The 21,290-nt window shown below is 62.2% G+C and carries 17 protein-coding genes; 9 read left to right on the top strand and 8 right to left on the bottom strand.

Annotated features, from left to right (window positions below):
- Positions 1 to 42: 42 nt before the first annotated feature.
- On the bottom strand, positions 43 to 3,090 hold the full coding sequence (ydiJ, locus tag BLW36_RS14045) for a D-2-hydroxyglutarate dehydrogenase YdiJ (RefSeq protein WP_091389884.1): 3,048 nt from the start codon (positions 3,088 to 3,090) through the stop codon (positions 43 to 45).
- Between the two features lie 175 nt (positions 3,091 to 3,265).
- Here ydiJ and BLW36_RS14040 point away from each other — a divergent pair, with 175 nt between their 5' ends.
- The 6 genes from BLW36_RS14040 (at position 3,266) to BLW36_RS14015 (ending at position 11,037) form a co-directional block, all read left to right on the top strand.
- A complete protein-coding gene (locus BLW36_RS14040; RefSeq protein ID WP_091389881.1) occupies positions 3,266 to 4,228 on the top strand; it encodes a YbgA family protein in 963 nt (320 codons plus the stop codon).
- A gap of 10 nt (positions 4,229 to 4,238) precedes the next feature.
- On the top strand, positions 4,239 to 5,183 hold the full coding sequence (locus tag BLW36_RS17635) for a MerR family transcriptional regulator (protein WP_091389878.1): 945 nt from the start codon (positions 4,239 to 4,241) through the stop codon (positions 5,181 to 5,183).
- Positions 5,180 to 6,643, top strand: a complete 1,464-nt coding sequence (phrB, locus tag BLW36_RS14030) for a deoxyribodipyrimidine photo-lyase (protein ID WP_091389874.1) — start codon at positions 5,180 to 5,182, stop codon at positions 6,641 to 6,643. Before BLW36_RS17635 ends, phrB begins: the two co-directional genes overlap by 4 nt.
- Before the next feature lie 103 nt (positions 6,644 to 6,746).
- Entirely contained in the window at positions 6,747 to 8,921 is a 2,175-nt protein-coding gene (locus BLW36_RS14025) for an autotransporter outer membrane beta-barrel domain-containing protein (RefSeq protein WP_170833222.1), read from the top strand.
- 194 nt (positions 8,922 to 9,115) lie between these two features.
- Positions 9,116 to 10,357, top strand: coding sequence for a pyridoxal phosphate-dependent aminotransferase (locus tag BLW36_RS14020; RefSeq protein ID WP_244506266.1), 1,242 nt, complete (start codon positions 9,116 to 9,118; stop codon positions 10,355 to 10,357).
- A gap of 203 nt (positions 10,358 to 10,560) precedes the next feature.
- On the top strand, positions 10,561 to 11,037 hold the full coding sequence (locus tag BLW36_RS14015; RefSeq protein ID WP_091389868.1) for an Lrp/AsnC family transcriptional regulator: 477 nt from the start codon (positions 10,561 to 10,563) through the stop codon (positions 11,035 to 11,037).
- A gap of 87 nt (positions 11,038 to 11,124) precedes the next feature.
- On the opposite strand, the gene BLW36_RS14010 is transcribed toward BLW36_RS14015, so the two are convergent.
- Positions 11,125 to 12,150 carry a HupE/UreJ family protein gene (locus BLW36_RS14010; RefSeq protein WP_091389865.1) on the bottom strand — a complete coding sequence of 342 codons (1,026 nt, stop codon included), beginning with the start codon at positions 12,148 to 12,150 and terminating at the stop codon, positions 11,125 to 11,127.
- The gene (locus BLW36_RS14005) at positions 12,147 to 13,001 is read right to left on the bottom strand and encodes a peptidyl-prolyl cis-trans isomerase (protein ID WP_091389862.1); all 855 of its coding nucleotides are present in this window, start codon (positions 12,999 to 13,001) and stop codon (positions 12,147 to 12,149) included. Before BLW36_RS14005 ends, BLW36_RS14010 begins: the two co-directional genes overlap by 4 nt.
- Positions 13,002 to 13,368: 367 nt before the next feature.
- Here BLW36_RS14005 and BLW36_RS14000 point away from each other — a divergent pair, with 367 nt between their 5' ends.
- Complete coding sequence (locus tag BLW36_RS14000) at positions 13,369 to 13,773, top strand: DUF4345 family protein (protein ID WP_091389859.1); 405 nt, start codon at positions 13,369 to 13,371, stop codon at positions 13,771 to 13,773.
- A 73-nt stretch (positions 13,774 to 13,846) separates the two neighbouring features.
- Here the strand turns inward: BLW36_RS14000 and BLW36_RS13995 are convergent, their stop codons facing one another.
- The 5 genes from BLW36_RS13995 to BLW36_RS13975 form a co-directional block, all read right to left on the bottom strand.
- The gene (locus BLW36_RS13995; protein WP_091389856.1) at positions 13,847 to 14,659 is read right to left on the bottom strand and encodes a sterol desaturase family protein; all 813 of its coding nucleotides are present in this window, start codon (positions 14,657 to 14,659) and stop codon (positions 13,847 to 13,849) included.
- 146 nt (positions 14,660 to 14,805) lie between these two features.
- Positions 14,806 to 15,867 carry a helix-turn-helix transcriptional regulator gene (locus BLW36_RS13990; protein WP_091390289.1) on the bottom strand — a complete coding sequence of 354 codons (1,062 nt, stop codon included), beginning with the start codon at positions 15,865 to 15,867 and terminating at the stop codon, positions 14,806 to 14,808.
- Between the two features lie 3 nt (positions 15,868 to 15,870).
- Positions 15,871 to 16,437, bottom strand: a complete 567-nt coding sequence (locus tag BLW36_RS13985; RefSeq protein WP_091389854.1) for a lytic transglycosylase domain-containing protein — start codon at positions 16,435 to 16,437, stop codon at positions 15,871 to 15,873.
- A 123-nt stretch (positions 16,438 to 16,560) separates the two neighbouring features.
- Positions 16,561 to 18,300, bottom strand: a complete 1,740-nt coding sequence (locus BLW36_RS13980) for a proline--tRNA ligase (protein WP_091389852.1) — start codon at positions 18,298 to 18,300, stop codon at positions 16,561 to 16,563.
- 129 nt (positions 18,301 to 18,429) lie between these two features.
- Positions 18,430 to 18,861: an HU family DNA-binding protein gene (locus BLW36_RS13975; RefSeq protein ID WP_091389848.1), complete on the bottom strand. Its 432-nt coding sequence runs from the start codon at positions 18,859 to 18,861 to the stop codon at positions 18,430 to 18,432.
- A 280-nt stretch (positions 18,862 to 19,141) separates the two neighbouring features.
- On the opposite strand from BLW36_RS13975, the gene BLW36_RS13970 reads away from it, so the two are divergent.
- Positions 19,142 to 19,393 (top strand): FmdB family zinc ribbon protein, encoded by a 252-nt coding sequence (locus tag BLW36_RS13970; RefSeq protein WP_091389845.1) that lies wholly within the window; start codon positions 19,142 to 19,144, stop codon positions 19,391 to 19,393.
- Between the two features lie 90 nt (positions 19,394 to 19,483).
- The gene (gene aspS, locus BLW36_RS13965; protein WP_091389841.1) at positions 19,484 to 21,262 is read left to right on the top strand and encodes an aspartate--tRNA ligase; all 1,779 of its coding nucleotides are present in this window, start codon (positions 19,484 to 19,486) and stop codon (positions 21,260 to 21,262) included.
- Positions 21,263 to 21,290: the final 28 nt, after the last annotated feature.

The following is a 21,290-nucleotide window of genomic DNA, read 5'->3' as shown; positions in this document are numbered from 1 at the left end:
GCGGTGGCGCCGCGTTGTCAGGGTCTACCTGTCAGTAAACCCTTATTTTTCCAGCTGCGCCAGCATTCCCTGCAACGGATGGCGCAGAGTCACACCCGCGAATCGCTTGCTCTGGCAGCGGCAGGAGTAGCCGCTGGCAAGCAGCTGGGCATCATCGCCGCCGTTTGCGGACAGGCGCGGAGCCCAGGACTGCTGGAAGATCACCCGCGAGGTCTCTTTGTGTGCGGTCTCGTGGCCGTAAGTGCCGGCCATGCCGCAGCAGCCGAGGCTCTCGGTCTGCAGTTCCAGCCCGAGGGCCGCGAAGATGCTCTGCCAGTCGCGCAGGGATGCGGCGGCATTGGTCTGCTCGCTGCAGTGGGGCAGCAGGCGGAAGCTGGCGCTGCGTACCCGCGGGCGCTGTTGCTCCAGATGCTGCGATTGCCCGGCCAGCCACTCCTGTAGCAGCTGTACCGCGGGCGCCTTGTCTCCCAGCAGTTTCCTGTATTCGGCGCGGTAAGTCAGCGTCATCGATGGGTCCACACCCACCAGCGGTACGCCACTGGCGGCCAGCTCGTTCAACATGCCGCTGTTGCCTTCCGCCACGCGCCGGAACTGGCGCAGGAAGCCGTGCACATGTAGTGGCTTGCCGTTAGCGCGAAACGGCGCCACCAGTGGCACGAAGTCCAGCTGTTTCAGCAGGCGCAGCACGTCGCCGACCACTTCGGCATCGAAATAACTGGTGAAGGCGTCCTGGACAATGATGACCGCGCGGCTGCGCTGTGCGGGGCCCAGCGCGGCGAGGCTGTCGGTGCTGGCAAACGGGACCCCCAGTTCGTCCATGGTCGCCTGCAGGGTCTTCTGTGTCAGCAGCGGGCTGTCCGCCAGGCCCAGGCCGCGCTCCATCAGCCATTGCACCGGTTTCAGGCCCAGCGGCCAGTTGTACAGCTGCGGCAGCCTGGCCAGGTGCGGTATCAGGAATTCCAGTGCGCCGACGAAATAGTCTTTCAGCGGGCGCAGGTAGCGGCTGTAGTAGAGCTCGAGGAATTTGCTGCGGAACTCCGGCACATCCACCTTGACCGGGCACTGACCGACGCAGGACTTGCAGCCGAGGCAGCCCTGCATGGCCTCGTTCACTTCGTGGTTGAAGTCGTATTCGCCGCGGGCGCGGGCCAGGGAGTTCTTGATGCGCCCCGGCAGGCTCACGAAGAAGGACTGTTCGCGCACCTTGCGTGCGGCTTCCACCGCGTCCACGTCGCGCTGGCTCAACAGCCGCAGCCACTCCTTCATCAGCGCGGCGCGCCCCTTGGGCGAGTGGATGCGCTCGCGGGTCGCCTTGTAAGACGGGCACATGGCGTCGTCCGGGTTCCAGTTGAAACAGGCGCCGTTGCCGTTGCAGTGCACGCCCTCACTGTAGCCGTCCCAGACCTGCACCGGAATCTGTCGATCGAGTTCGCCGCGGGTGGTGACTCCGTCGATCTTCAGCAGTCCGGAGGCGCGGCTGGGGGTGGCGATCTTGCCCGGGTTCAGCTGGTTGCGCGGATCGAAGGCGGCCTTGATCTTCTGCAGTTCCGGATACAGCTCGCCGAAAAACTCCGGCGCGTATTCGGACCTGACGCCCTTGCCGTGTTCGCCCCACAGCAGGCCCTTGTATTTCTGGGTCAGCCTGACGACCTTGTCGGTGATCGGCCGTATCTGCGCCGCCTGCTCGGGATCCTTCATATCGATGGCGGGGCGCACATGCAGTACGCCGGCGTCCACATGGCCGAACATGCCGTAGTTGAGGCCGGCCTCATCGAGCACCGCACGGAATTCGGCGATAAAGTCCGCCAGGTTTTCCGGCGGCACGGCGGTGTCCTCGACGAACGGAATCGGGCGCTTCTCGCCCTGCACATTGCCGAGCAAACCGACCGCGCGCTTGCGCATGGCCCAGATGCGGTTTACTTCGGCGTGGCCGCGCGCGATCGAATAGCCGAAGCTCTTGCCCGGCTGGCCGATCACGGCGTCGAGATAAGCGGTGAACTGCTGCAGCGCCCGATCCAGCTCCTGTTCCGACTCGGCGGTGTATTCCACCAGATTGATGCCCCTGACCGGGCGCTCGTCGGACGGAAAGAACTCGCTGACGCTGTGCCAGACGATGTCCTCCATCGCCAGCTGCAGCACTTTGCTGTCCACCGTCTCGATAGACATCGGGCCCGCTTGCATCAGGTCCTTGGCGTCGCGCAGCGCTTCCTGGAAGTGATCGTATTTCAGGTTCACCAGTGCCACACAGTTCGGGATCGGCAGCAGGTTCAGCCTGGCCTCGGCTATGAAACCGAGGGTGCCCTCGGAGCCGCAAAGCACGCTGTTCAGGTTGAAACCGTCTTCGCTGCGGATATGGGCCAGGTCATAGCCGGTCAGGCAGCGATTCAGTTTCGGAAACTTCTGTTCGATCAGCTCGGCCTTGTCGCGCGCGATTTCGTCACAGATGCGGTGCACCTTGCCGGCGCGGTCTTCGCGGGCGCTGATTTCCCCCAGCCGTTCATCGTCGATCGGCGCCGACTGCCAGAGCTCGCCGCCCAGCAGCACGGTGGACAGCTCCAGCACGTGGTCGCGGGTCTTGCCGTAAACGCAGGAGCCCTGACCGGAGGCGTCCGTGTTGATCATGCCGCCGATGGTGGCGCGGTTGCTGGTGGACAGCTCCGGGGCGAAGAACAGGCCGTGGGGTTTGAGGGCGGCGTTCAGCTGGTCCTTGACCACGCCCGCCTGCACGCGCACCCAGCGCTCTTCCGCATTGATCTCGAGAATACGGTTCATGTGGCGGGAGATATCCACCACCAGGCCGTCGGTCAGGGACTGACCGTTGGTACCGGTGCCGCCGCCGCGGGGGGAGAGCACTATCTGGTGGTATTCCTCGCGGTCGGCCAGTTCCGCCAGCAGCTGCAGGTCGCGCACGTCGCGGGGATAGGCCACCGCCTGGGGCAGCACCTGGTAGATGGAGTTGTCGGTGGCCAACACCGTACGGCTGGCATAGCTGGGGCTGAGATCGCCGCGAAAACCAGCGTCCGCCAGTGCCTGTAAAAACTGCAGGTAGAGCGCCTGTACCTCGTCGACTGCGCGCAATGCTGGAATCATGGGGCAAAAACCATAGCTCTCGGGAGGGTTTGGCATTGTAGCTGCGGCACCTGTTTGCGCAAGCGGTGCAGGGCCTGGGCGCGGCCAGTCGGCAGCTTGTACAAAAAAAAATATTGTACAACTGTACGCGTCACGCTATAAAAGTTGTACAAGTTGGCAGGCGTGTACAACCTTTATGAATATTCAGCTGCAGACACAGAAGATTCCGGTCGGTATCAGCCAGTGCGCCGTCGGCGACCCGGTGCGCTTCAACGGTGGTCACAAGCACAGCAAAGTCTGTACGCAACTGCTGGCCCACTGTTTCGAGCTGCACCCCTATTGCCCGGAGGTGGCCATCGGGTTGGGGGTGCCGCGCCCTCCAATCCACCTGATCGTCAGCGATCGGCTGCGCGCGGTCGGCCGCGATGATCCGACGATGGACGTAACCGACGCGCTGGAGGGCTATGCCGATCGCATAGCGCCGGAAGTGCAGCAGCTACGTGGCTTTATTTTGATGCAGAAGTCGCCGAGCTGCGGCCTGCGCACTACGCCGCACTTCAAGGCGGACGGGCCGGACGTACTGGCACATGACGCCGGTCTGTTCGCCGCGCGCCTGCGCGAACATTTCCCGCACCTGCCTTTAGAGGAAGTCGGGCGGCTGAATGCCAGCTATATCCGCGAGAACTTCCTCACCCGCGTCTTTGCCTACGATGCCTGGCACCGTTATGTGGCGCCGGATCCGCGGCCGGCGCGAGTGATCGAGTTCTACACCGCTTACAAGTATCTGTTGCTGGCGCATCACCAGCAGCTGACCCGTGAGCTGGGTCAGTTCGTAGCCAATGCCCGCGCACTGGAACCGCAGCAGTTTGCCTTCGAGGTGCGTGGCAAGATCATGGAAATTCTGGCAAACCTGGCCAGCCGCAAGGACAGAACCAATGCGCTGATGCATATCCACGGTCATCTGAAAGGGTTTCTCAGCAATGAGGAAAGAGCCGAGCTGGCGCAGCTGATCGAGGACTACCGCCTTGGCCTGAAGCCGTTGTCTGCAGTGCTGACCATGTTGCGGCACTACCTGCCCCGCAGCCCGCATCAGTTTATCCACAGCCAGGTATTGCTCGCCGCCGAGCCGGCGGAAATGGGCCTGTGTGATTTTCGCTGAGGCAGATTCGATGGATAAAACTGCACTGCAACAGGAAACGCTGCTGCCGATTCGCGAGGTGGCCGAGCGCACCGGCGTCAACCCGGTAACCCTGCGCGCCTGGGAGCGCCGCTACGGCCTGTTGGTGCCGGCCCGCACCGGCAAGGGACACCGTTTGTACAGCGAGCTGGATGTGCAGCGTATCGAGGAAATCCTGAGCTGGCTGGCCCGCGGTGTCGCGATTGGTCAGGTGCGCCCGCTGCTGGAAGACGGCAGCAAAGTAATCGCCGAAGACACCGTTGCGGCAGTGGAAGACCGCGCTGGCGATAGCTGGAGCCAGCTGGTCCAGCAGACTGTCGCCGCGATCGAGGGGTTTTCGGTAACGGCGCTGCAGCGCCAGCTGGAGCAGCTGCTGGCGAGCTACCCGCTGCCGCTGCTGCTGGATCGTTGGCTGGTGCCGCTGCACAAAATACTCAGCCGCCAGGGGCGCTTTGGCAGCAGCGTCACCCAGGCCTTTTTCTGGCAATTGTTGACCGAGCAGCTGACGCTGACGGTGAACGCCAGCCGCAAGAACCTGCGCCGCGGCGGCAAGGCGCCGCGCAGATTGCTGCTGGTGGGATTCCCCGGCGGTGATCAGCAGGCGTTTGCGCAACTCTTCTGTGCCGCGGCGATCGCCGCGGGACTCGACGTTATCAATCTGGGACCGGATGCAGAACTGGGCGAACTCGCCTTTGCCGAGGATCAGCTCAATGCGGACGGCATCATCTGTTACAGCCATAACGCGCTGCCGATGGCCGTACTCGGCACCGGACTGGAGCGGGTCCTGCGCAGCCTGACGTCGCCGCTGTGGCTCGGGGGCGGATTCGTCGATCTGCAGCGCCGCGATATCGACAAGCTGATTGCGCGCCAGCACTGCAGGGTGCTGCCGGCGGAAACAGCGCTGGCGCTGCGAGAACTGCAGGAGCAGCTGCGATGAGTAGTGATTTTACCTTTCGCCGTGGACTGGTGTGGCTGCGCAACGATCTGCGTATCCAGGACAATACCGCCCTTTACCGCGCCGCGAAGGGCTGTGCACAGGTAGCGGCAATTTTCATTGCCTGCCCGCAAACCTGGCGCAGCCACGATGAAGGTGATCCGGTAGTGGCATTCCGCCTCGTCTGTTTGCGGGAGCTGCAGCAGAGTCTGGCCGAGCGCCATATCCCGCTGTATTTTCTCGAGTTACAGAAGTTTGCGCAGGTACCGCGGGCAATGACGCAGATCGTCGAGAAGCTGGACGTTGATGCACTGTTTGCCAACGCCGAATACCCGCTCGATGAGCAGCGCCGCGACAGTGACGTGCGCGAGGCCCTGAAAAAAATCGATGTGCCGGTGGAATACTGTACCGACCGCACCCTGTTGCCGCCGGGCGCGGTAAGAACGGGCAGCGGGGACGCCTACAAGGTCTTCACGCCATTCAAGCGCGCCTTCATAGAACAGTGTGGCGGTACGGACTTTGCGCCGCTGCCGCAGCCGCGCGGGATGGCGGAAGACCAGTCCTGGCCCAACTGGATTGAAGTGCAGGGCGCGCACAACCTGGTGCAGACGATCCCGGAACAACTGCCGGGTTTCCAGCCGGTGCCGGAAAAGAACGGCGAGCTGCTGGGCTGGAGGCCGGGGGAGAAAGCCGCGGCGAAGCGCCTGCGGCAATTTCGCGAGGATATCGACGGCTACGAGGATGAGCGCGACTTTCCCGCCATCGATGCCACTTCGCGCCTGTCGCCGTACCTCAACAGCGGTGCCATCTCGATCCGCCAGTGTGTACATATGGCGCTGTCACTGAACGACGGCCGCTGGACTGGCGGCAGTGACGGCATCAGCTGCTGGCTGAGTGAACTGATCTGGCGTGAGTTTTACACCCACCTGCTGGTGGCTTTCCCGCGCTTGTGCATGCACAAGCCGTTCAAGGAGGAGACCGACAAAGTTCCCTGGTCATACGACGAGGCAAAATTCCGGCGCTGGTGTGACGGTGAAACCGGGGTGCCGATCGTCGACGCTGCCATGCGACAGCTGAATCAGACCGGCTGGATGCACAACCGCCTGCGCATGGTGGTGGCCTCTTTCCTGAGCAAGAACCTGCTGATCGACTGGCGTTGGGGCGAGCGCTATTTCATGCAACATCTGCTGGATGCGGACTTTGCAGCCAACAACGGTGGCTGGCAGTGGGCCGCCTCCACGGGCACCGATGCCGCACCTTATTTCCGCGTATTCAATCCGTACAGCCAGTCGAAAAAATTTGATCGGCACGGTGAATTCATTCGCGAATTCGTGCCGGAGTTGCGCGAACTCGATGACGATAAAATTCACTGCCCGCCGCCAATGGAGAACTATCCGCCGCCGATCTGCGACGTGGGGGAGAGTCGCAAACACGCGATCGCGGTTTTTGCCGACTTGAAGTGACGCGGGTTTGCCGCTGGCACCGAATTTTTACAGCCGATTTGCCGCGGGCGGCGTGTCTATACTTGCCCCATCGCGATCAGACCTGTACGCAATGGAGTGCGCAATGGGCTTTACCGTTAAATCAGTTTGCGCGGCAATGGCGCTCGCTTCCGCTGCCACCGCAATTGCGGACGACGACAACCTGCTGTTGTACCGCAATATCGTGGTGTTCGGTGACAGCCTGTCGGACAGCGGCAATGCGGGTATTTTTACCAGCAGTGATCCCGACGGTATTTTGCCGAAGCAGCCGGCGGTCAGCTTTCTGGCGCAGGATCTCGGGCTGGCACCATTGATGCCGTCGTGCTCGGGCCTGGGGCCCGCTTTCGGCGGCGCCATCCCCTGCGCGCCGGCACCGGGTACGCCGCAGCAGCAGTTCCAGCAGATCGCCGGCTCGGTGCTCGCCAACGGCAGCAACTGGGCCGTGGGCGGCAACCGCACCGCAGACGTGCTGCTGGACCTGGTCGGGCCGCAGCGCTTTCGCGAACTCTTTCCGAATACCACCGTCGCCGACCACAATCCGCTGACGACGATTCTTCCCGATTCCACCCGCTGCGGCAGCGACGGGGTCTGCGACCCCGCCGCAGGCGAAAGCCCCTACCTGTCCCCGGCAGAAGTCGCCGCGGCGGTGGCGGCCTTCGGCAATCCGGCCGCGCTGCAGGCGCTGGTGGACGACCCCAACAACAATATCACCCTGACCGGCGTGCCTTTCGCCACCGGCCAGGGTTTCCTGCCGCAGAATGGTGTCGCGAGGAACACACTTTATTACCTGAACGGTGGCGGCAACGATATTCTCGCCGGCATAGCTGCGGGTACTCTCTCGCCGGAGCGGGTGCGTCGCTCGGTCAATTTCCTGGTTACCGCCGCATCCGAGTTGCGCGCAGTGGGTGCCCGCTATGTCGTGGTCTCGAATGTACCGCGGATCGGCAATACGCCACGTATAAACGACCTTGGATCCGCCGCGGTCAATGCGGCCAATAACAGCACGGAGCAATTCAACAATCGACTGCGTATCGACCTGAATCGTGTCGGCAATGTGCTGATTCTGGACACCGCTGGCGTCATTGAGCTGGCAATTGAAAACCCGACGCTGTTCGGCTTCGCGAATATCGATCAGTCTGCCACCTGTTACGCCGCCGGCGCCTGCGACAATCCGAATCCGATCTACAGCGAAACGGGTACCGCGCCCAATGCCAACCAGCTGATCTTCAACGACGGCATCCACCCGACGCTAGCCGCGCAGAAAGTCCTCGGCGATTACTACTTCTCGGTGCTGAGTGCGCCGGTCGGCTTCGCGATGCTTCCGGATCTGGGCTACCAGAATACGCGCCTGCACCAGACGAATATCGATCACCATCTGGTGGCGCAGCGCTTCCACGATCCGACCACCACGGTATTTTTTGGCGGCACCCTGGCCACTACCGAACTCGGTCAGGGTTTCGCCCCCAATGAGGAGGATCTCGGCTGGGACGGGCTGCTGGGCATGAGCTTCGCCGCCGGCGACAGCTTCGAGTGGGCATTGGCGCTGTCCTTTGCCAACAGTTATTACACGCCGCACGACCTGTCGCTGAAGGCGCGCTCTTTCAACCTGTCCGGTCTGGCGCGCTGGGACAACGAGCGGTTCTTTGTCGATGGTGGTGTTACCTACAGCGATACCGATTACTACGATGTCGATCGGCGTATACGCCTCGGCAGCACCTTCCAGACGCGGATCGATGGCGATACCGACGGCGGCGCCGTCAGTTTCTTTGCCCGCGCCGGCTACGACACCGCCCCGGTACTGCCCTGTCAGGCCGGGCCGTTTATTGCTGCGGCCTGGACCCAGGTCGATGTGGACAGTTTCCGCGAATCCACCCGGCGGCGGCCGACTTACATCGGTATCAGGGGGGTGCCGCTGGACCCCCTGGGACTCTCGGTGCGCCACCAGGATCGCGAGTACTACCGGCTGCGCGGCGGCTTCTTCTACAACGGGCCGGAGAACGCGGACTGGCGCTGGTTTGGCGAAGTCTGGCTGGAGCACAACGGCGGCGACGATGTGGCCAAAGTGGGGGTCGGGGTCAAGTCCATCCCAGGCAACAGCGCTCGCCTCGCCGCCTACGACAGCCAGAATGCCGGCTTCTTCCAGAACGGCGTCGGTGCGCTGGTGGGGCTCAATATCACGGAAAAACTGCAGCTGTCCGGCAATATCCTGGTGCGCCCGGAAGACACCGTCGGCGGCCTGAACCTGAATTACCGTTTTTAGCGGCTTAAAGACAGGCGGCACTGACAGGTCGAATTCGTATAAAGAATACGAAATCGGCCTGACGGTCACACTCCGTGCTGCAACAAAAATGTCACCGAATTTTCTGCGGTTATTGCGTGAAAAATGGCGCGGGAATGCGAAATTTACCCCGCGATAGCGCCATCGATTACCCCCGCGGTTGTTAAGTTAGGACTATGAATAACAACCGCAAAGTGATGGATGTGACGAAGTTTAATCCCCGATTCAGCCTCCAGAGTGAAGCCCTCGACAGTGCCGATGCCGATGTGTGGGCGGTCAGCGACCGCGCCCACGAACTGGCCGACAAGGGCGAGGATGTGATCTTCCTGTGCGTGGGCGATCCCAACTTCGATACGCCGGAGCCCATTCTCGATTTTGCCCGCGCCCGCCTCGGTGTCGGACGAACCCATTACTCGCCGGCGGCCGGTGAGGCGATGTTGCGCCGCGCCATCGCCGATATCGAGAGCAAGGTATCGCCACATCCGTGCAGCCCGGACGACGTGGTGGTTTTTCCGGGTGGCACCAACGCGATTTACGCGGTGCTGTCCTGCCTGCTGAACCCGGGTGAGGAAATCGTCATTCCGGAGCCGATGTATATCGGCTATGTCCCCATCTGCGATTCCCTGCGCCTGAACGTGAAGCGGGTGGCCTGTCCGGCCGAGAGCAATTTCGCCTTCGATGTCGACGCGATCAAGGCCGCCATCGGCGACGATACCCGCGTGGTCATGATCAACACCCCGGTAAATCCGACCGGCGCCATGGCCACACCAGAGCAGCTGCGTGAGCTGGCCGCCTACTGTCGTGAGCGCGACATCTGGCTGGTGTGCGATGAGATGTATTCGATGATCACCTTCGCCCGCCGCCACACCTCCCTGCGCACGGCAGCGAAGCAGCTGGACAATATCGTCGTCATTGACGGCCTGTCCAAGTCTCACGCGATGAGCGGCTGGCGTCTGGGCTGGGCCGTTGCACACGGGCCGCTGGTCGATCGCCTGATCGAGTTTGCTGGCGCCACCATCTTCGGCTGTCCGCAGTTCATTCAGGAGGCGGCTGCCTTTGCGCTGGAATTCGATACCTATTTCGTCAAGCAGATGCGCGACGCCTACGAGAAGCGCCGCGACCTGATCGTCGAGCGTATCGGCAAGATCCCCGGCCTCAGCTGCTACTCACCGGAAGCGGGCATGTTCGTGATGGTGGACGTCTCGCAGGTAGCCCACTCGGAAGAGGGAAATTGCGGCCAGGCCTTCGCCGAGGCGCTGCTGGATGCCGAGCGGGTTTCCGTCCTGCCGGGCGCGCCCTTCGGCCCGAGCGCAGTCAACCACGTACGGTTGACGCTGGCCGCGGACGAGGGCGAACTCTCCCGCGCACTGGACCGCATCGAGCGCTTTGTGACCGCCGGCAACCGTCAGGCGAGCTGAGTACCGCTAACTTCTCCCTTTCGTCATTCCGGCGCAGGCCGGAATCCAGGACTCTGATCGGGGCTCTGGATTCCGGCCTGCGCCGCAATGACGATACGATAGTGATTCTGCCGCTGACACTGCGGAGTTTCGGCCGCCGGCGAATGCCGCTATCCTTGCCCCTCTCCAGATAACAGAAGCCTCTCTTACGGAAGAACAAGAGTGTGAAAATCGACCGGCACAATTTGCGTATTTTGCAGGCGCTGCAGACCAATGCGCGCATCAGCAACCTGAATTTGAGTGAACAGATTGGCTTGTCCGAGAGCGCGTGCCTGGCGCGGGTGAAGCGGCTGACCAGCGAGCGCTACATCCGCGAGTTTCTCGCCGAGGTCAACCTGGACAAGGTGCGTCACGCCGAGTTCTACGTCAACGTGGCGCTGAAGCGGCAGGATGCGCGCACCAGTGAGAACTTCCGCCGCGCCATCAGCGATATTCCACAGATCGTCTCCTGCGTGAAGATGTCCGGCGAGTTCGACTATATGCTGCGTTTCGTCTGCCCGGATGCGGCCGACTTCAACCGCGTATCCGAGCAGCTGCTGGCCAACGAGGACGCGGCGATTTCGCGCATGACCTCGCATCTGGTAATCGAGAAAACCAAGCCGTTTGCCGGCTATCCGCTGGAGCTGCTGTTTCAGGAATGAATGAGCAATTGACGCCGGCGGCATAAACGGGCCGGATCAAATCAGAAAAAAGGGGGCGCGTGACGCCCCCTTTTTAATGGGGTGCGGCTAAACCAGCATCGACAGGGTCCGGTCGAGCAGCCACCAGGCTGCCAGCCCGCCGACCAGGTAGGCCAGCGGCCAGCTCGCGACCGCCGCCGCCGAGCGACCGCTCTGCAGCTGCCACTGCTGCACCGGCGGCAGCCACTGCAGCAGTGCGAAAAGACCGGTGACCGCCGCGATAAAGGCCAGCTGCCCAACCTCTACCCCGATATTGAATAGCGCCAGCGACAGCGGTATTGCATGTTGCGGCACGCCGATATCTGCCAGGGCGCCGGCAAAGCCGAGGCCGTGTAACAGGCCGAAGCCGAATGCCACCAGCCAGGGTTTCCTGATCGCCAGCGAGTTGCTGCCGCGGAGCCTGTGCAGTATCTCACTGGCCACGAACACGATACTGAGTGCGATGATCGCTTCCACCGGTGCCTGAGGCACCGAAATAAACCCCAGTACCGCCGCGGCCAGGGTGACGCTGTGGGCGAGCGTGAAGGCAGTGATGGTGCTCACCAGCGGTTTCCAGCCACTGACCAGCAGCACCAGCGCCAGCACGAACAGCAGGTGGTCGATGCCGAGGAGAATATGCTCGACGCCCAGGGTGAAATAGGTGGCCGCTATCTGGCTGCCGCTGGCTCTGCTGTCGACGACGAACTGGGGCCGATCCGGCAGCAGACGCAATACCTGTTCACGTCCGTCGAGCCAGCCGATGTGCACCAGCGCGTCGGTCATGGTGTGTTGGAGTCCGTCGATGGTGACCGACGTGCCTGCCAGATTGTTGTCGTGACGGATTGACCAGGTCTCGGTATAGAAACCGTTGGCTATTCTGCCTATGGGTTCGCCCGAGGGGGTCACGCTGTCATCGAACAGGATGTTGAGTGACAGACGCAGGTCGCCGCGCGCCGGCACGCGCCAGGAAACCGCGAATTCCTGCGCATTGGTCTGCGCTATCTGCAGGTAGGCGGGACGCAGTTCGTGGGCGCTGGCCGGTAGCGCGCACAGCAGAGCCAGTAGGGAAGACAGTAGCGGGAGCAGGCGTTTCATTTGAGCGCCACCTCACCGCTCTCGGCCCGAAGCTCGCCCTCAATGCGCACATCGTAGGTTGAACGGTAGGCCTCGTACTGACTCTGCAAAATATTTTTCTGTTCCTGCGCCTGCCAGTCGCGCAACACCTGTGGGCGCACCGTAGAAAAATCGGCCGCCTGCTGAGGTGTGAATGCCTCTATATACACCAGGTGCAGGCCGTAGGCTGACTGCACCGGGCCCGCCCAGCGCCCGCGCGGCAGTTCGCTGAGCCGGGCGGCGAACCCTTCGCCAAACAGGCGGTCGACGCGGCCGGCGGTCTCCCCGGCGTATGCTGCCTGCAGCAGATGGCGGTCGCCGAAGCGCGCAGCCGCCGCGCCCGCGTTCAGTTGTGCCAGCGCACTGCGGGCGTCGCCTGCGGCGGATTCCCGCGCGCCGGCATCAAAATAGAGCTGGCGAAAGCTGAAGCGGGCCGCCTGCCGATATTTGTCGGCGTGCTGGTGAAAATATCGCTGCAGTATTTCATCGCCGGGCTCTACGGCATCGATCAGGTCCCGTGCCAGAAATTCCATTTTCATGCGCAGGCGGCGGCGAATAACCGTATCGTCGCGGTCCAGGCCCATGTTCAGCGCCTCGCGGTAGAGCACTTCCTCGCGGATATAACTCTCCACCAGGCCGTTCAATTCCTGTGCCGTGGGTGGACGCTGCCAGCCGCGCTCGAATACCGCCGCCAGGTGATCGATGCGGCTCTGGCTGACGATGATCTCGTCGCGGCTCGTGTTTTCATCGGTGAAAAGCGCGTCGATGCCGAATAGCAGCGCGCCGATAAGCGTGAAATGCAACAGCGGCTCGCGTAACAGTCCTCTACTCATGGCTGAATTCCCTTTCCTCCGTTCGCTTTACCTTTGCGAAATGTGCCGGACCATTTCTTGCTGCTGTGGTTTGTGCCAGATGGTGAGGTCCGGGCTCGCTCCTGCGCCGTTACCGCCATGCCCTCCAGTGAGGGCCTTAGGGGGCAGCCTTAGACCGCTAAGTATGGTTGGCGCAAGCGGACTTTCCACCGCAGCCGAAAGGGGATACAGATAGCCCGCGTCCCCATAAGCAACAGGACGATCAACCGTTCGGTGTTATCTCCCGCGTCGTTACAGTCCGCCGATGGGCCGCTATCCTTTAGGCAGCGACTGTAGGCGGCGCGAGGGTAGAGAGGGCGCCGCCGAAGACCACCGGAAGGAGAGGCGCTTGAAATACTTCGGAAAGACCTATCTATCCCTGAACCTGCTGGTTTACGCAGCCATTGGCATCGCGGCGTTCGTGAATCCCGAGGGCTTCGCCGGCGGTATCAATCTGGGGTTCCTCGCGCCGCCGGCGGTGCCGGAATTCCTCGCCACTTTCGGCGGCTTTATGCTGGCCATTGCCATGGCGCTGGGTATTGCGCTGTCGATCCGCCAGCACCGCAGAGTCGCCTATGCGTCACTGGCGCTGGCCTATCTGGGTTTCGCCTGTGGGCGACTGTACGGCATGCTGTTGATCAGCGGCTTCGACTGGCGCAACGGTATCTTTTTTGCGCTGGAGGTGCTGCTGCTGATCTGGGGTATCTTCTGTTACCGGGAGACACGCTGGCTGCCGGTGGAGTATGGTCATTGACGCGGCGCATAAAAAAGCGCGGCCACAAGGGCCGCGCAAGAACATGCGGACATCTGCCGATCAGCCGCAATTCTCAGGCCGCAACCTGCGGCGCATTCTTTTCTGAATCTGCTGTTCCACCGGTTTCTCCGTCCACCGCGCGGCGGAATTCCTCTTTGTAGTTTTTGAATTCGGTGCCCATCCAGCGGTCCCACCAGGTGAAATAGAATCCGTAGTTGCCCTGGAAGCGCTGGTGGTGCAGGTCGTGGTGGGTCGTAGTGGTCATAAAATCCAGCGGTCCGTCCACCCAGCCGCGCGAGTGGAATTCGCAGCCGGCGTGCAGCATGGCGTTGCGGAAGATCATGACAAAGATAAATGCCAGCCAGACCAGCACGTGCAGCGGCAGCAGCATCAGGATCAGCGGTGAGAAGACCGCCATCAGGGCGGCCTCGCCGACAGAGAAGCTGTAGGCGGCCCAGGGCGTCGGTGTGCGTGACAGGTGGTGCAGGCGGTGAAAATGTCTGAACAGCTTCGGGTGATGCATGCCCCGGTGTGTCCAGTAGAAGTAGGCGTCGTGCAGCAGGATGACGACGGGCAGGCTGAGCAGGTTCCACCACAGTGGGTAGTCGCTCCACTGCCAGTAGAGCTGCACCAGACCCCAGTCCCGCAGGATACTGGTGATGATGCCGATAGTGGCGAACACGCCGAGCGTGAGCATGGAGAAACTGATCTCGCGGCGGATATCCTTCCAGCTGGCGCGGCGCTTCTGAATGCGGCGCCGGTCCATCCAGCCGCGGAACAGCCAGCTGACCGACAGGCTGACAGCGGTAGCCGCGAGCAGATAGCGGAAGAGGTCGCGCTGGAAATGCTCGGTCCAGTCCAGCGACAGTTCCCACAAGAACTCCATACTCTCACCTTCTTATTATTTTGCTGGCATCCTCGGCGGAGCGCGTCTGGCGCAATCCCCAGAGGTGGTGAGCTGAGTCTGGCGCAAAGCCGCCGCTGGTGCTTGCGGAAACCGAAAAACAGCTGACGGATTCCGAAAAAGGCGCGTCAGGCCGGTAGTTTTTCCCGCCGGAACTCGGTGGGTGTCTGGTTGTGGCGTCGCTTGAAGGCGGAATTGAACGGGCTCAGGGAGCGGTAGCCGATATCCAGGGCGATGGTCAGCACCGGCAGGTGTGCCTGGCCGGGATCCGCCAGGCGTGCGCTGGCCTCGTCGATACGGAACTGGTTCAGATACTCGTTGAAATTGCGATAACCCAGGTGGCGATTGATCAGGGCGCGCAGTACGTGTTCGCGCGCATCCAGCTGTTCGGCCAGCTCGCGAATGGTCAGCCCCGTGTGACGGTAGCCGCCGTTCTGCATATGTGCCTGCAGCCTTTGCAACAGCTGGCGCTGCTGTTCGTCCAGCGCTGGTGGCTCGTTTTTCGTTTCACTGATTTCGGCTTCCGGCTCCGCAACCTGGGGCAGGGACTCCGTCAGCGCACTGGGCGACACGGCCAGCAGCCACAGGCAGGCGGCCAGGGCCAGCAGGCTGGCGAGCACCGCGTGCAGCGTCGGCACGCCGGCCGGAACCGGCTGATAGGAAAACAGGAACTCGGCGCAGACTACGATCAGCATATAGCCGCCCACCGCAATCAGCAGCACGGCGCGCAGGCGCCGGCGGGCCTCCACCAGGTCGGAGTGGAACTGCTGCAGCAGCGCGAGCATCCCGGCGCTGATCAGGCCCAGCTTGAATGGCTGCGACAGTATGTACAGCATCTCGTGGGGCCCCGCCAGGACGCTGAGCTCGAGATTGGCCGCGGTGCTGACCGCGATCGATAGCGCCACCAGCCCCCAGCCCCAGCGCGGGAATCTGTCGCACTCACTGCACAGCGTGAACGCAAACAGCCAGAAGGCGGCCGGCACCATGTCGGTGGGCAGGTCCAGCAAAAGTTCTAGCCAAGCATTTTCAACCGGGAGTATCGGGCGCAGCAGGTAAAAGAAGACTCCGCCGAGCAGCAGCATCAGCCAGCGGCCGGCGGCCTGCTGCCGATAGCTGATCGCCAGCTTGGCCACCGCCAGCAGTAACAGCGCACAGGCGCTGCCGGTAAAAAACACGTAGCTGACGCTCATCATTTACCTCCAGCGTGTCGCCCAGGCATCCAGCACTTTGCTGGAATAGGTGTGGCGGCCGTAGCTGCCGTTGTAGTAGGCGAGTGCATTGGCCAGGTTGCCCTTGGCCTTGCCGATATAGTGCTTGAGGATGGTGCAGCCGTAACGGAGGTTGGTGTCCATATCGATCAGGTTGTCGTCGGGGCGGCCGATCTCTTTTTTCCAGAAGGGCATCACCTGCATCATGCCCTGGGCGCCGACCCGGGATACCGCGTAGGGATCGAAGGCGCTCTCTATCTGGATGACGGCGAGTACGATTTCCGGGCGCAGCCCCGCCAGCGTGGCCTCGCGGTGCACCGCCTTGAGCACGTGCATACGCTGCTGGGGATCCTTGATATAGCGCGCCAGTGGCTGGGACTTGGCCATCAGCCACACCTCGGCATCGAAGCGGTCGGCGAAGCTGTCCGCCTGGGTGACCGCCTCCTGCAGGGCGAGACGCAGCTCCGGGTCTATCTCCGGGATTTTCTGCTGGGCCTCGGCGCCGCCCCAGGTCAGGCAGAGCAGTAGCGTGATCAGGGTTTTTCTTATCATGACAGGGGATTTTACGGAAAGGCGCCGAGGAAGGGCAGCGGCAAATGCGGATTGTGGGTCGCGGTAGAGGTAGAGGAAGCGCCCGTCACCCCGGATCAGATCCGGGATGACGGCTGATTGAGCTTACTGACCGATTTTCTGCAGCAGCACTTCTTCCAGCTGGGACTCGGCGAACTCCTGGCTCTCGGCGTCGCGGCGGCCCTTGTATTCCACCACGCCCTTTTCCAGGCCGCGGTCGCCGACGACGATGCGGTGGGGAATACCCAGCAGTTCCACATCCGCGAGCATGGCACCGAGACGCGCCTTGGGCTCATCCATAAACAGCACGTCGATGCCTTTCTCGCGCAGGGCTTCGTACAGGTGCTCGCACTTCTCCCGCACGACATCGCTCTTGTGCATATTGATCGGCACTATCGCCAGCTGGAACGGGGCAATCGCGTCCGGCCAGATGATGCCGGCATCGTCGTGGTTCTGCTCGATGGCCGCGGCGACGATACGGGATACGCCGATGCCGTAGCAGCCCATGGCCATGACCTGTTCCTTGCCGTTCTCATCCAGCACGCTGGCGTTCATCGCACGGCTGTACTTGTCGCCGAGCTGGAAGATGTGGCCCACCTCGATGCCGCGCTTGATTTCGAGTCGGCCCTGGCCATCCGGGCTGGCGTCGCCGGCGACCACGTTGCGCAGGTCCTCGACACGGCCCAGCTCCACATCGCGGCCCCAGTTGACGCCGGTAAAGTGGTAATCGTCTTTGTTGGCGCCGCAGATAAAGTCGGCCAGGTGCGCGGCGGAGCGATCGACGATGGTTTCGATACCGAGGCCGACCGGGCCCAGGGAGCCGATACCACAGCCGAGCTCGGATTCGATGCGCTGCTCCGGAGCAAATTCCAGCGGGCTGGCGATTCCCGGCAGCTTCTCCGCCTTGAGTTCGTTCAGCTCGTGATCGCCGCGCAGAACCAGTGCCACCAGGGGCGCGCTGGTTTCTGATTCTGGACCTTCTTCGCATTCGCCGAGCACGATCAGTGTCTTGACCGAATGCGCCGGATCCGACTGCAGGAACTCGCTGACCGCGGCGATGGTTTTCTGTCCCGGGGTGTGGACTTCCTCCATGGACTTGGTCGGGGCCGGGCGTTCGCCGGTCGGTGCCACTGCTTCGGCGAGTTCGACATTGGCGGCGTAGCGGCTTGCGGTGGAGAAGGCGATATCGTCCTCGCCGCTCGCCGCCAGCACGTGGAATTCGTGCGAGCTGGAGCCGCCGATGGAGCCGGTGTCGGCGAGTACCGGGCGGTAGTCGAGGCCGATGCGGTCGAAGATGCGGCAGTAGGCACCGTGCATCACATCGTAGGTTTCCTGCAGGGAATCGGCATCGATATGGAAGGAGTAGGCGTCCTTCATGGTGAATTCGCGCGCGCGCATTACGCCGAAGCGCGGGCGGATCTCGTCGCGGAATTTGGTCTGTATCTGGTAGAAGTTGGCCGGCAGCTGCTTGTAGCTGCTGATCTCGTTGCGGATCAGGTCGGTGATCACCTCTTCATGGGTCGGGCCCAGGCAAAAGGGATTCTCGTGACGGTCCTGGATGCGCAGCAGCTCCGGTCCATACTGCTGCCAGCGGCCGGATTCCTCCCACAGCTCAGCCGGCTGCACCACCGGCATCAGCACTTCCAGCGCGCCGGCGCGGTCCATCTCCTCGCGCACTATACGCTCCACCTTGCGCAGAACCCGCAAACCGGTGGGCAGCCAGGTGTAGAGGCCTGAAGCGAGGCGGCGGATCATGCCGGCACGCAGCATCAGCTGGTGGCTGATGACGACGGCGTCGTTGGGGGTTTCTTTCTGGGTGGCGATCAGATAGCGGGATGCGCGCATAGGGATTGTTCAGTGGTTAATTGCTTTTGGGGCGGCCATTTTACGCTAATTGACCGCGGATGCGGGAGAAGGGGAAGACAGGCAATAAAAAACCCCGCGCGGGCGGGGTTTTGTGCCGAGCGGCGCGAATCAGGATTCGGCCATTTCCTTCAGCTTCTTCAGCGGGCGAATCTTCACCTGGATGCTGGCCGGCTTGGCCTTGAACATGGTTTCTTCGCCGGTGAACGGGTTGATACCCTTGCGGGCCTTCTTGGCCGGCTTCTTCACGGTGGTGATCTTCATCAGGCCGGGCAGGGCGAATTCGCCAACCGCGCGCTTCTTCACGTGGCCTTCGATCACGTTGGTCAGCTCGTCCAGAACCGCCTGAACCTGCTTGCGGGACAGCTCGGTGTTCTCGGCGATCTGGTTCAGAATCTGGGTTTTGGTGTACTTCTCTTTGATCGCAGTCACTTTTTTGGCTGGAGCAGCTTTCTTGGCTGCTGCCTTTTTGGCCGGGGCCTTCTTGGCTGCGGTCTTCTTGGCGGGGGCTTTCTTAGCTGCGGCTTTTTTGCGTGCGGCCATGAGTAGCTTCCTTCTATTAGTGTTTTTCCAGTGAAAGTGTGTTCTTACCCCCGCTGTGGCGGGCCTGGATGCTGCGCACCACGGCGGGTGTTGAGGGGAAGTATATATAGTTTTTGTTCGTCCGCACGGGAAAATACGGGAAAAATAGTGCTTTTTTTACTATTTTGCCCCCTAAAGTTGGACCCTGGTGCTCCCTCCGGCACCCGGGCGGGGGGACTGCTTCTTCCCTTACAAGTGCTCATGTATAATCTGCGCCCCTTAAACCACTGGGTACTGAGCAATGCCGATCTATGAATACCAGTGCAATGCCTGCGGTCACGAGATGGAGGCCCTGCAGCGCATGAGTGATGCTCCGCTGACCGACTGCCCGGCCTGTGACAAGGCCGCGTTGAGCAAGAAGATCTCGGCAGCCGGTTTCCGCCTCAAGGGCGGCGGTTGGTACGAGACCGACTTCAAAACCGGCAGTAAGAAGAATCTCGCCGGGGACGCGGCCAAGTCCAAGTCCGACAAGCCTGCGGCCAAGGCCAGCTGAGTGCGGGGGGCGCCGGACGGCGGCCCCCGGTTTAAGCAACGAAAAGTCACCTATCGACATCGTCTAACGTAAAACAACGGGAATGCATCCATGCGCAGCGACTACTGTGGCGCCCTACGATCCGCGGATATAGACCGCGTAGTAACCCTCTGCGGCTGGGTTGACCGCCGCCGCGATCACGGTGGAGTGATCTTTATCGACCTGCGCGACCGCGACGGCATCGTGCAGGTGGTATTCGATCCGGACGCCGCGGAGCATTTCCAGACCGCGGACAGGGTGCGCAGCGAATACGTGCTGAAGGTGACCGGTCGCGTGCGTGCGCGCGCGGCGGAAGCGGTGAACCCGAATATGGAGACCGGCGAGGTCGAGGTCTACGGCACCGAGCTGGAAATTCTCAACAGTGCCGAAACCGTGCCCTTCCAGCTGGACGAGCACACCGCCGTGGGCGAGGACGTGCGCCTCAAGTACCGCTACCTGGATCTGCGCCGCAACGAGATGCAGCGCAACCTGCGTTTCCGTTCCAAGTTGACGACCGCGATCCGCAATTACCTGGATGAGCAGGGTTTTCTGGATATCGAAACGCCGATCCTGACCCGCGCCACCCCGGAGGGCGCACGCGACTATCTGGTGCCGAGCCGCACCCACGAGGGCAAGTTCTTCGCCCTGCCGCAGTCGCCGCAGCTGTTCAAGCAGTTGCTGATGGTGTCCGGTTTCGACCGCTACTACCAGATTGCCAAGTGCTTCCGCGATGAAGATCTGCGCGCGGATCGCCAACCGGAATTCACCCAGATCGATATCGAGACCTCCTTCCTCGACGAGGAGGACATCATGTCGATCACCGAAGGCATGGTGCGCACGCTGTTCCAGGAACTGAAGGGTGTGGACCTTGGTGAGTTCCCGCGCATGACCCACTACCAGGCGATGCTGCGCTACGGCTCCGACAAGCCGGACCTGCGTATTCCGCTGGAAATGGTAGAAATCAAGGATCTGATGACCGAGGTGGAGTTCAAGGTATTCTCCGGCCCGGCCAATGATCCGAAAGGCCGTGTCGCCGCGCTGAAAGTTCCCGGCGGCAATGACAAGCTGACCCGCAAGCAGATCGACGATTACGGCAAGTTTGTCGGTATCTACGGTGCCAAGGGGCTGGCCTACATCAAGGTCAACGACAAGTCCGACCTGGAAAACGGTCTGCAGTCACCGATCGTCAAGTTCCTGCCGAACGAGACCCGCGCGGCGATTCTCGACCGCCTGGAAGCCGAGAACGGCGACCTGATCTTCTTCGGTGCCGACAAGGCCAAGATCGTATCTGAAGCCCTGGGCGCGCTGCGCTGCAAGCTGGGTGCCGACCTGAACCTGTACACCTGCGACTGGGCGCCGCTGTGGATCGTGGCCTTCCCGATGTTCGAGGAAGACGATGACGGCAGCCTGACCGCGCTGCACCACCCGTTCACCGCGCCGTCCTGCTCCCCGGAGGAACTGGAGGCGAAGCCGCTGGATGCGCTGTCCCGTGCCTACGACATGGTGCTGAACGGCACCGAGCTGGGCGGCGGTTCCGTGCGTATCCACGACCAGCAAATGCAGGAAGCGGTGTTCCGTATTCTCGGTATCGACGAGCAGGAGCAGCGCGAGAAATTCGGCTTCCTGCTCGACGCGCTGAAGTATGGCGCTCCGCCGCACGGCGGCCTGGCCTTCGGCCTCGACCGCCTGGTGATGCTGATGACCGGAACCGATTCGATTCGCGATGTGATCGCATTCCCGAAAACCCAGAGCGCTGCCTGTGTGATGACTGATGCACCGGGCGCCGTGGATGCCAAGCAACTGCGCGAGTTGAGCATCCGCCTGCGCCTGAAAGAAGAGAAAGTAAGTTAAGAGCTGAGTGGGCAGCCGGCCGTCGGGC

This window comes from Microbulbifer marinus (assembly GCF_900107725.1).
GTDB lineage: Bacteria > Pseudomonadota > Gammaproteobacteria > Pseudomonadales > Cellvibrionaceae > Microbulbifer > Microbulbifer marinus.
The sequence above is the reverse complement of the archived record's forward strand: the minus strand, read 5'-3'. Positions and strand labels throughout refer to the sequence as shown.

Bases quoted from the DNA above. Each gene is read 5' to 3' on its own strand.
- ydiJ (WP_091389884.1), bottom strand. From the start codon at position 3,090: ATGATTCCAGCATTGCGCGCAGTCGACGAGGTACAGGCGCTCTACCTG.
- BLW36_RS14040 (WP_091389881.1), top strand. From the start codon at position 3,266: ATGAATATTCAGCTGCAGACACAGAAGATTCCGGTCGGTATCAGCCAG.
- BLW36_RS17635 (WP_091389878.1), top strand. From the start codon at position 4,239: ATGGATAAAACTGCACTGCAACAGGAAACGCTGCTGCCGATTCGCGAG.
- phrB (WP_091389874.1), top strand. From the start codon at position 5,180: ATGAGTAGTGATTTTACCTTTCGCCGTGGACTGGTGTGGCTGCGCAAC.
- BLW36_RS14025 (WP_170833222.1), top strand. From the start codon at position 6,747: ATGGGCTTTACCGTTAAATCAGTTTGCGCGGCAATGGCGCTCGCTTCC.
- BLW36_RS14020 (WP_244506266.1), top strand. From the start codon at position 9,116: ATGAATAACAACCGCAAAGTGATGGATGTGACGAAGTTTAATCCCCGA.
- BLW36_RS14010 (WP_091389865.1), bottom strand. From the start codon at position 12,150: ATGAAACGCCTGCTCCCGCTACTGTCTTCCCTACTGGCTCTGCTGTGC.
- BLW36_RS14005 (WP_091389862.1), bottom strand. From the start codon at position 13,001: ATGAGTAGAGGACTGTTACGCGAGCCGCTGTTGCATTTCACGCTTATC.
- BLW36_RS13995 (WP_091389856.1), bottom strand. From the start codon at position 14,659: ATGGAGTTCTTGTGGGAACTGTCGCTGGACTGGACCGAGCATTTCCAG.
- BLW36_RS13990 (WP_091390289.1), bottom strand. From the start codon at position 15,867: ATGAGCGTCAGCTACGTGTTTTTTACCGGCAGCGCCTGTGCGCTGTTA.
- BLW36_RS13985 (WP_091389854.1), bottom strand. From the start codon at position 16,437: ATGATAAGAAAAACCCTGATCACGCTACTGCTCTGCCTGACCTGGGGC.
- BLW36_RS13980 (WP_091389852.1), bottom strand. From the start codon at position 18,300: ATGCGCGCATCCCGCTATCTGATCGCCACCCAGAAAGAAACCCCCAAC.
- BLW36_RS13975 (WP_091389848.1), bottom strand. From the start codon at position 18,861: ATGGCCGCACGCAAAAAAGCCGCAGCTAAGAAAGCCCCCGCCAAGAAG.
- BLW36_RS13970 (WP_091389845.1), top strand. From the start codon at position 19,142: ATGCCGATCTATGAATACCAGTGCAATGCCTGCGGTCACGAGATGGAG.
- aspS (WP_091389841.1), top strand. From the start codon at position 19,484: ATGCGCAGCGACTACTGTGGCGCCCTACGATCCGCGGATATAGACCGC.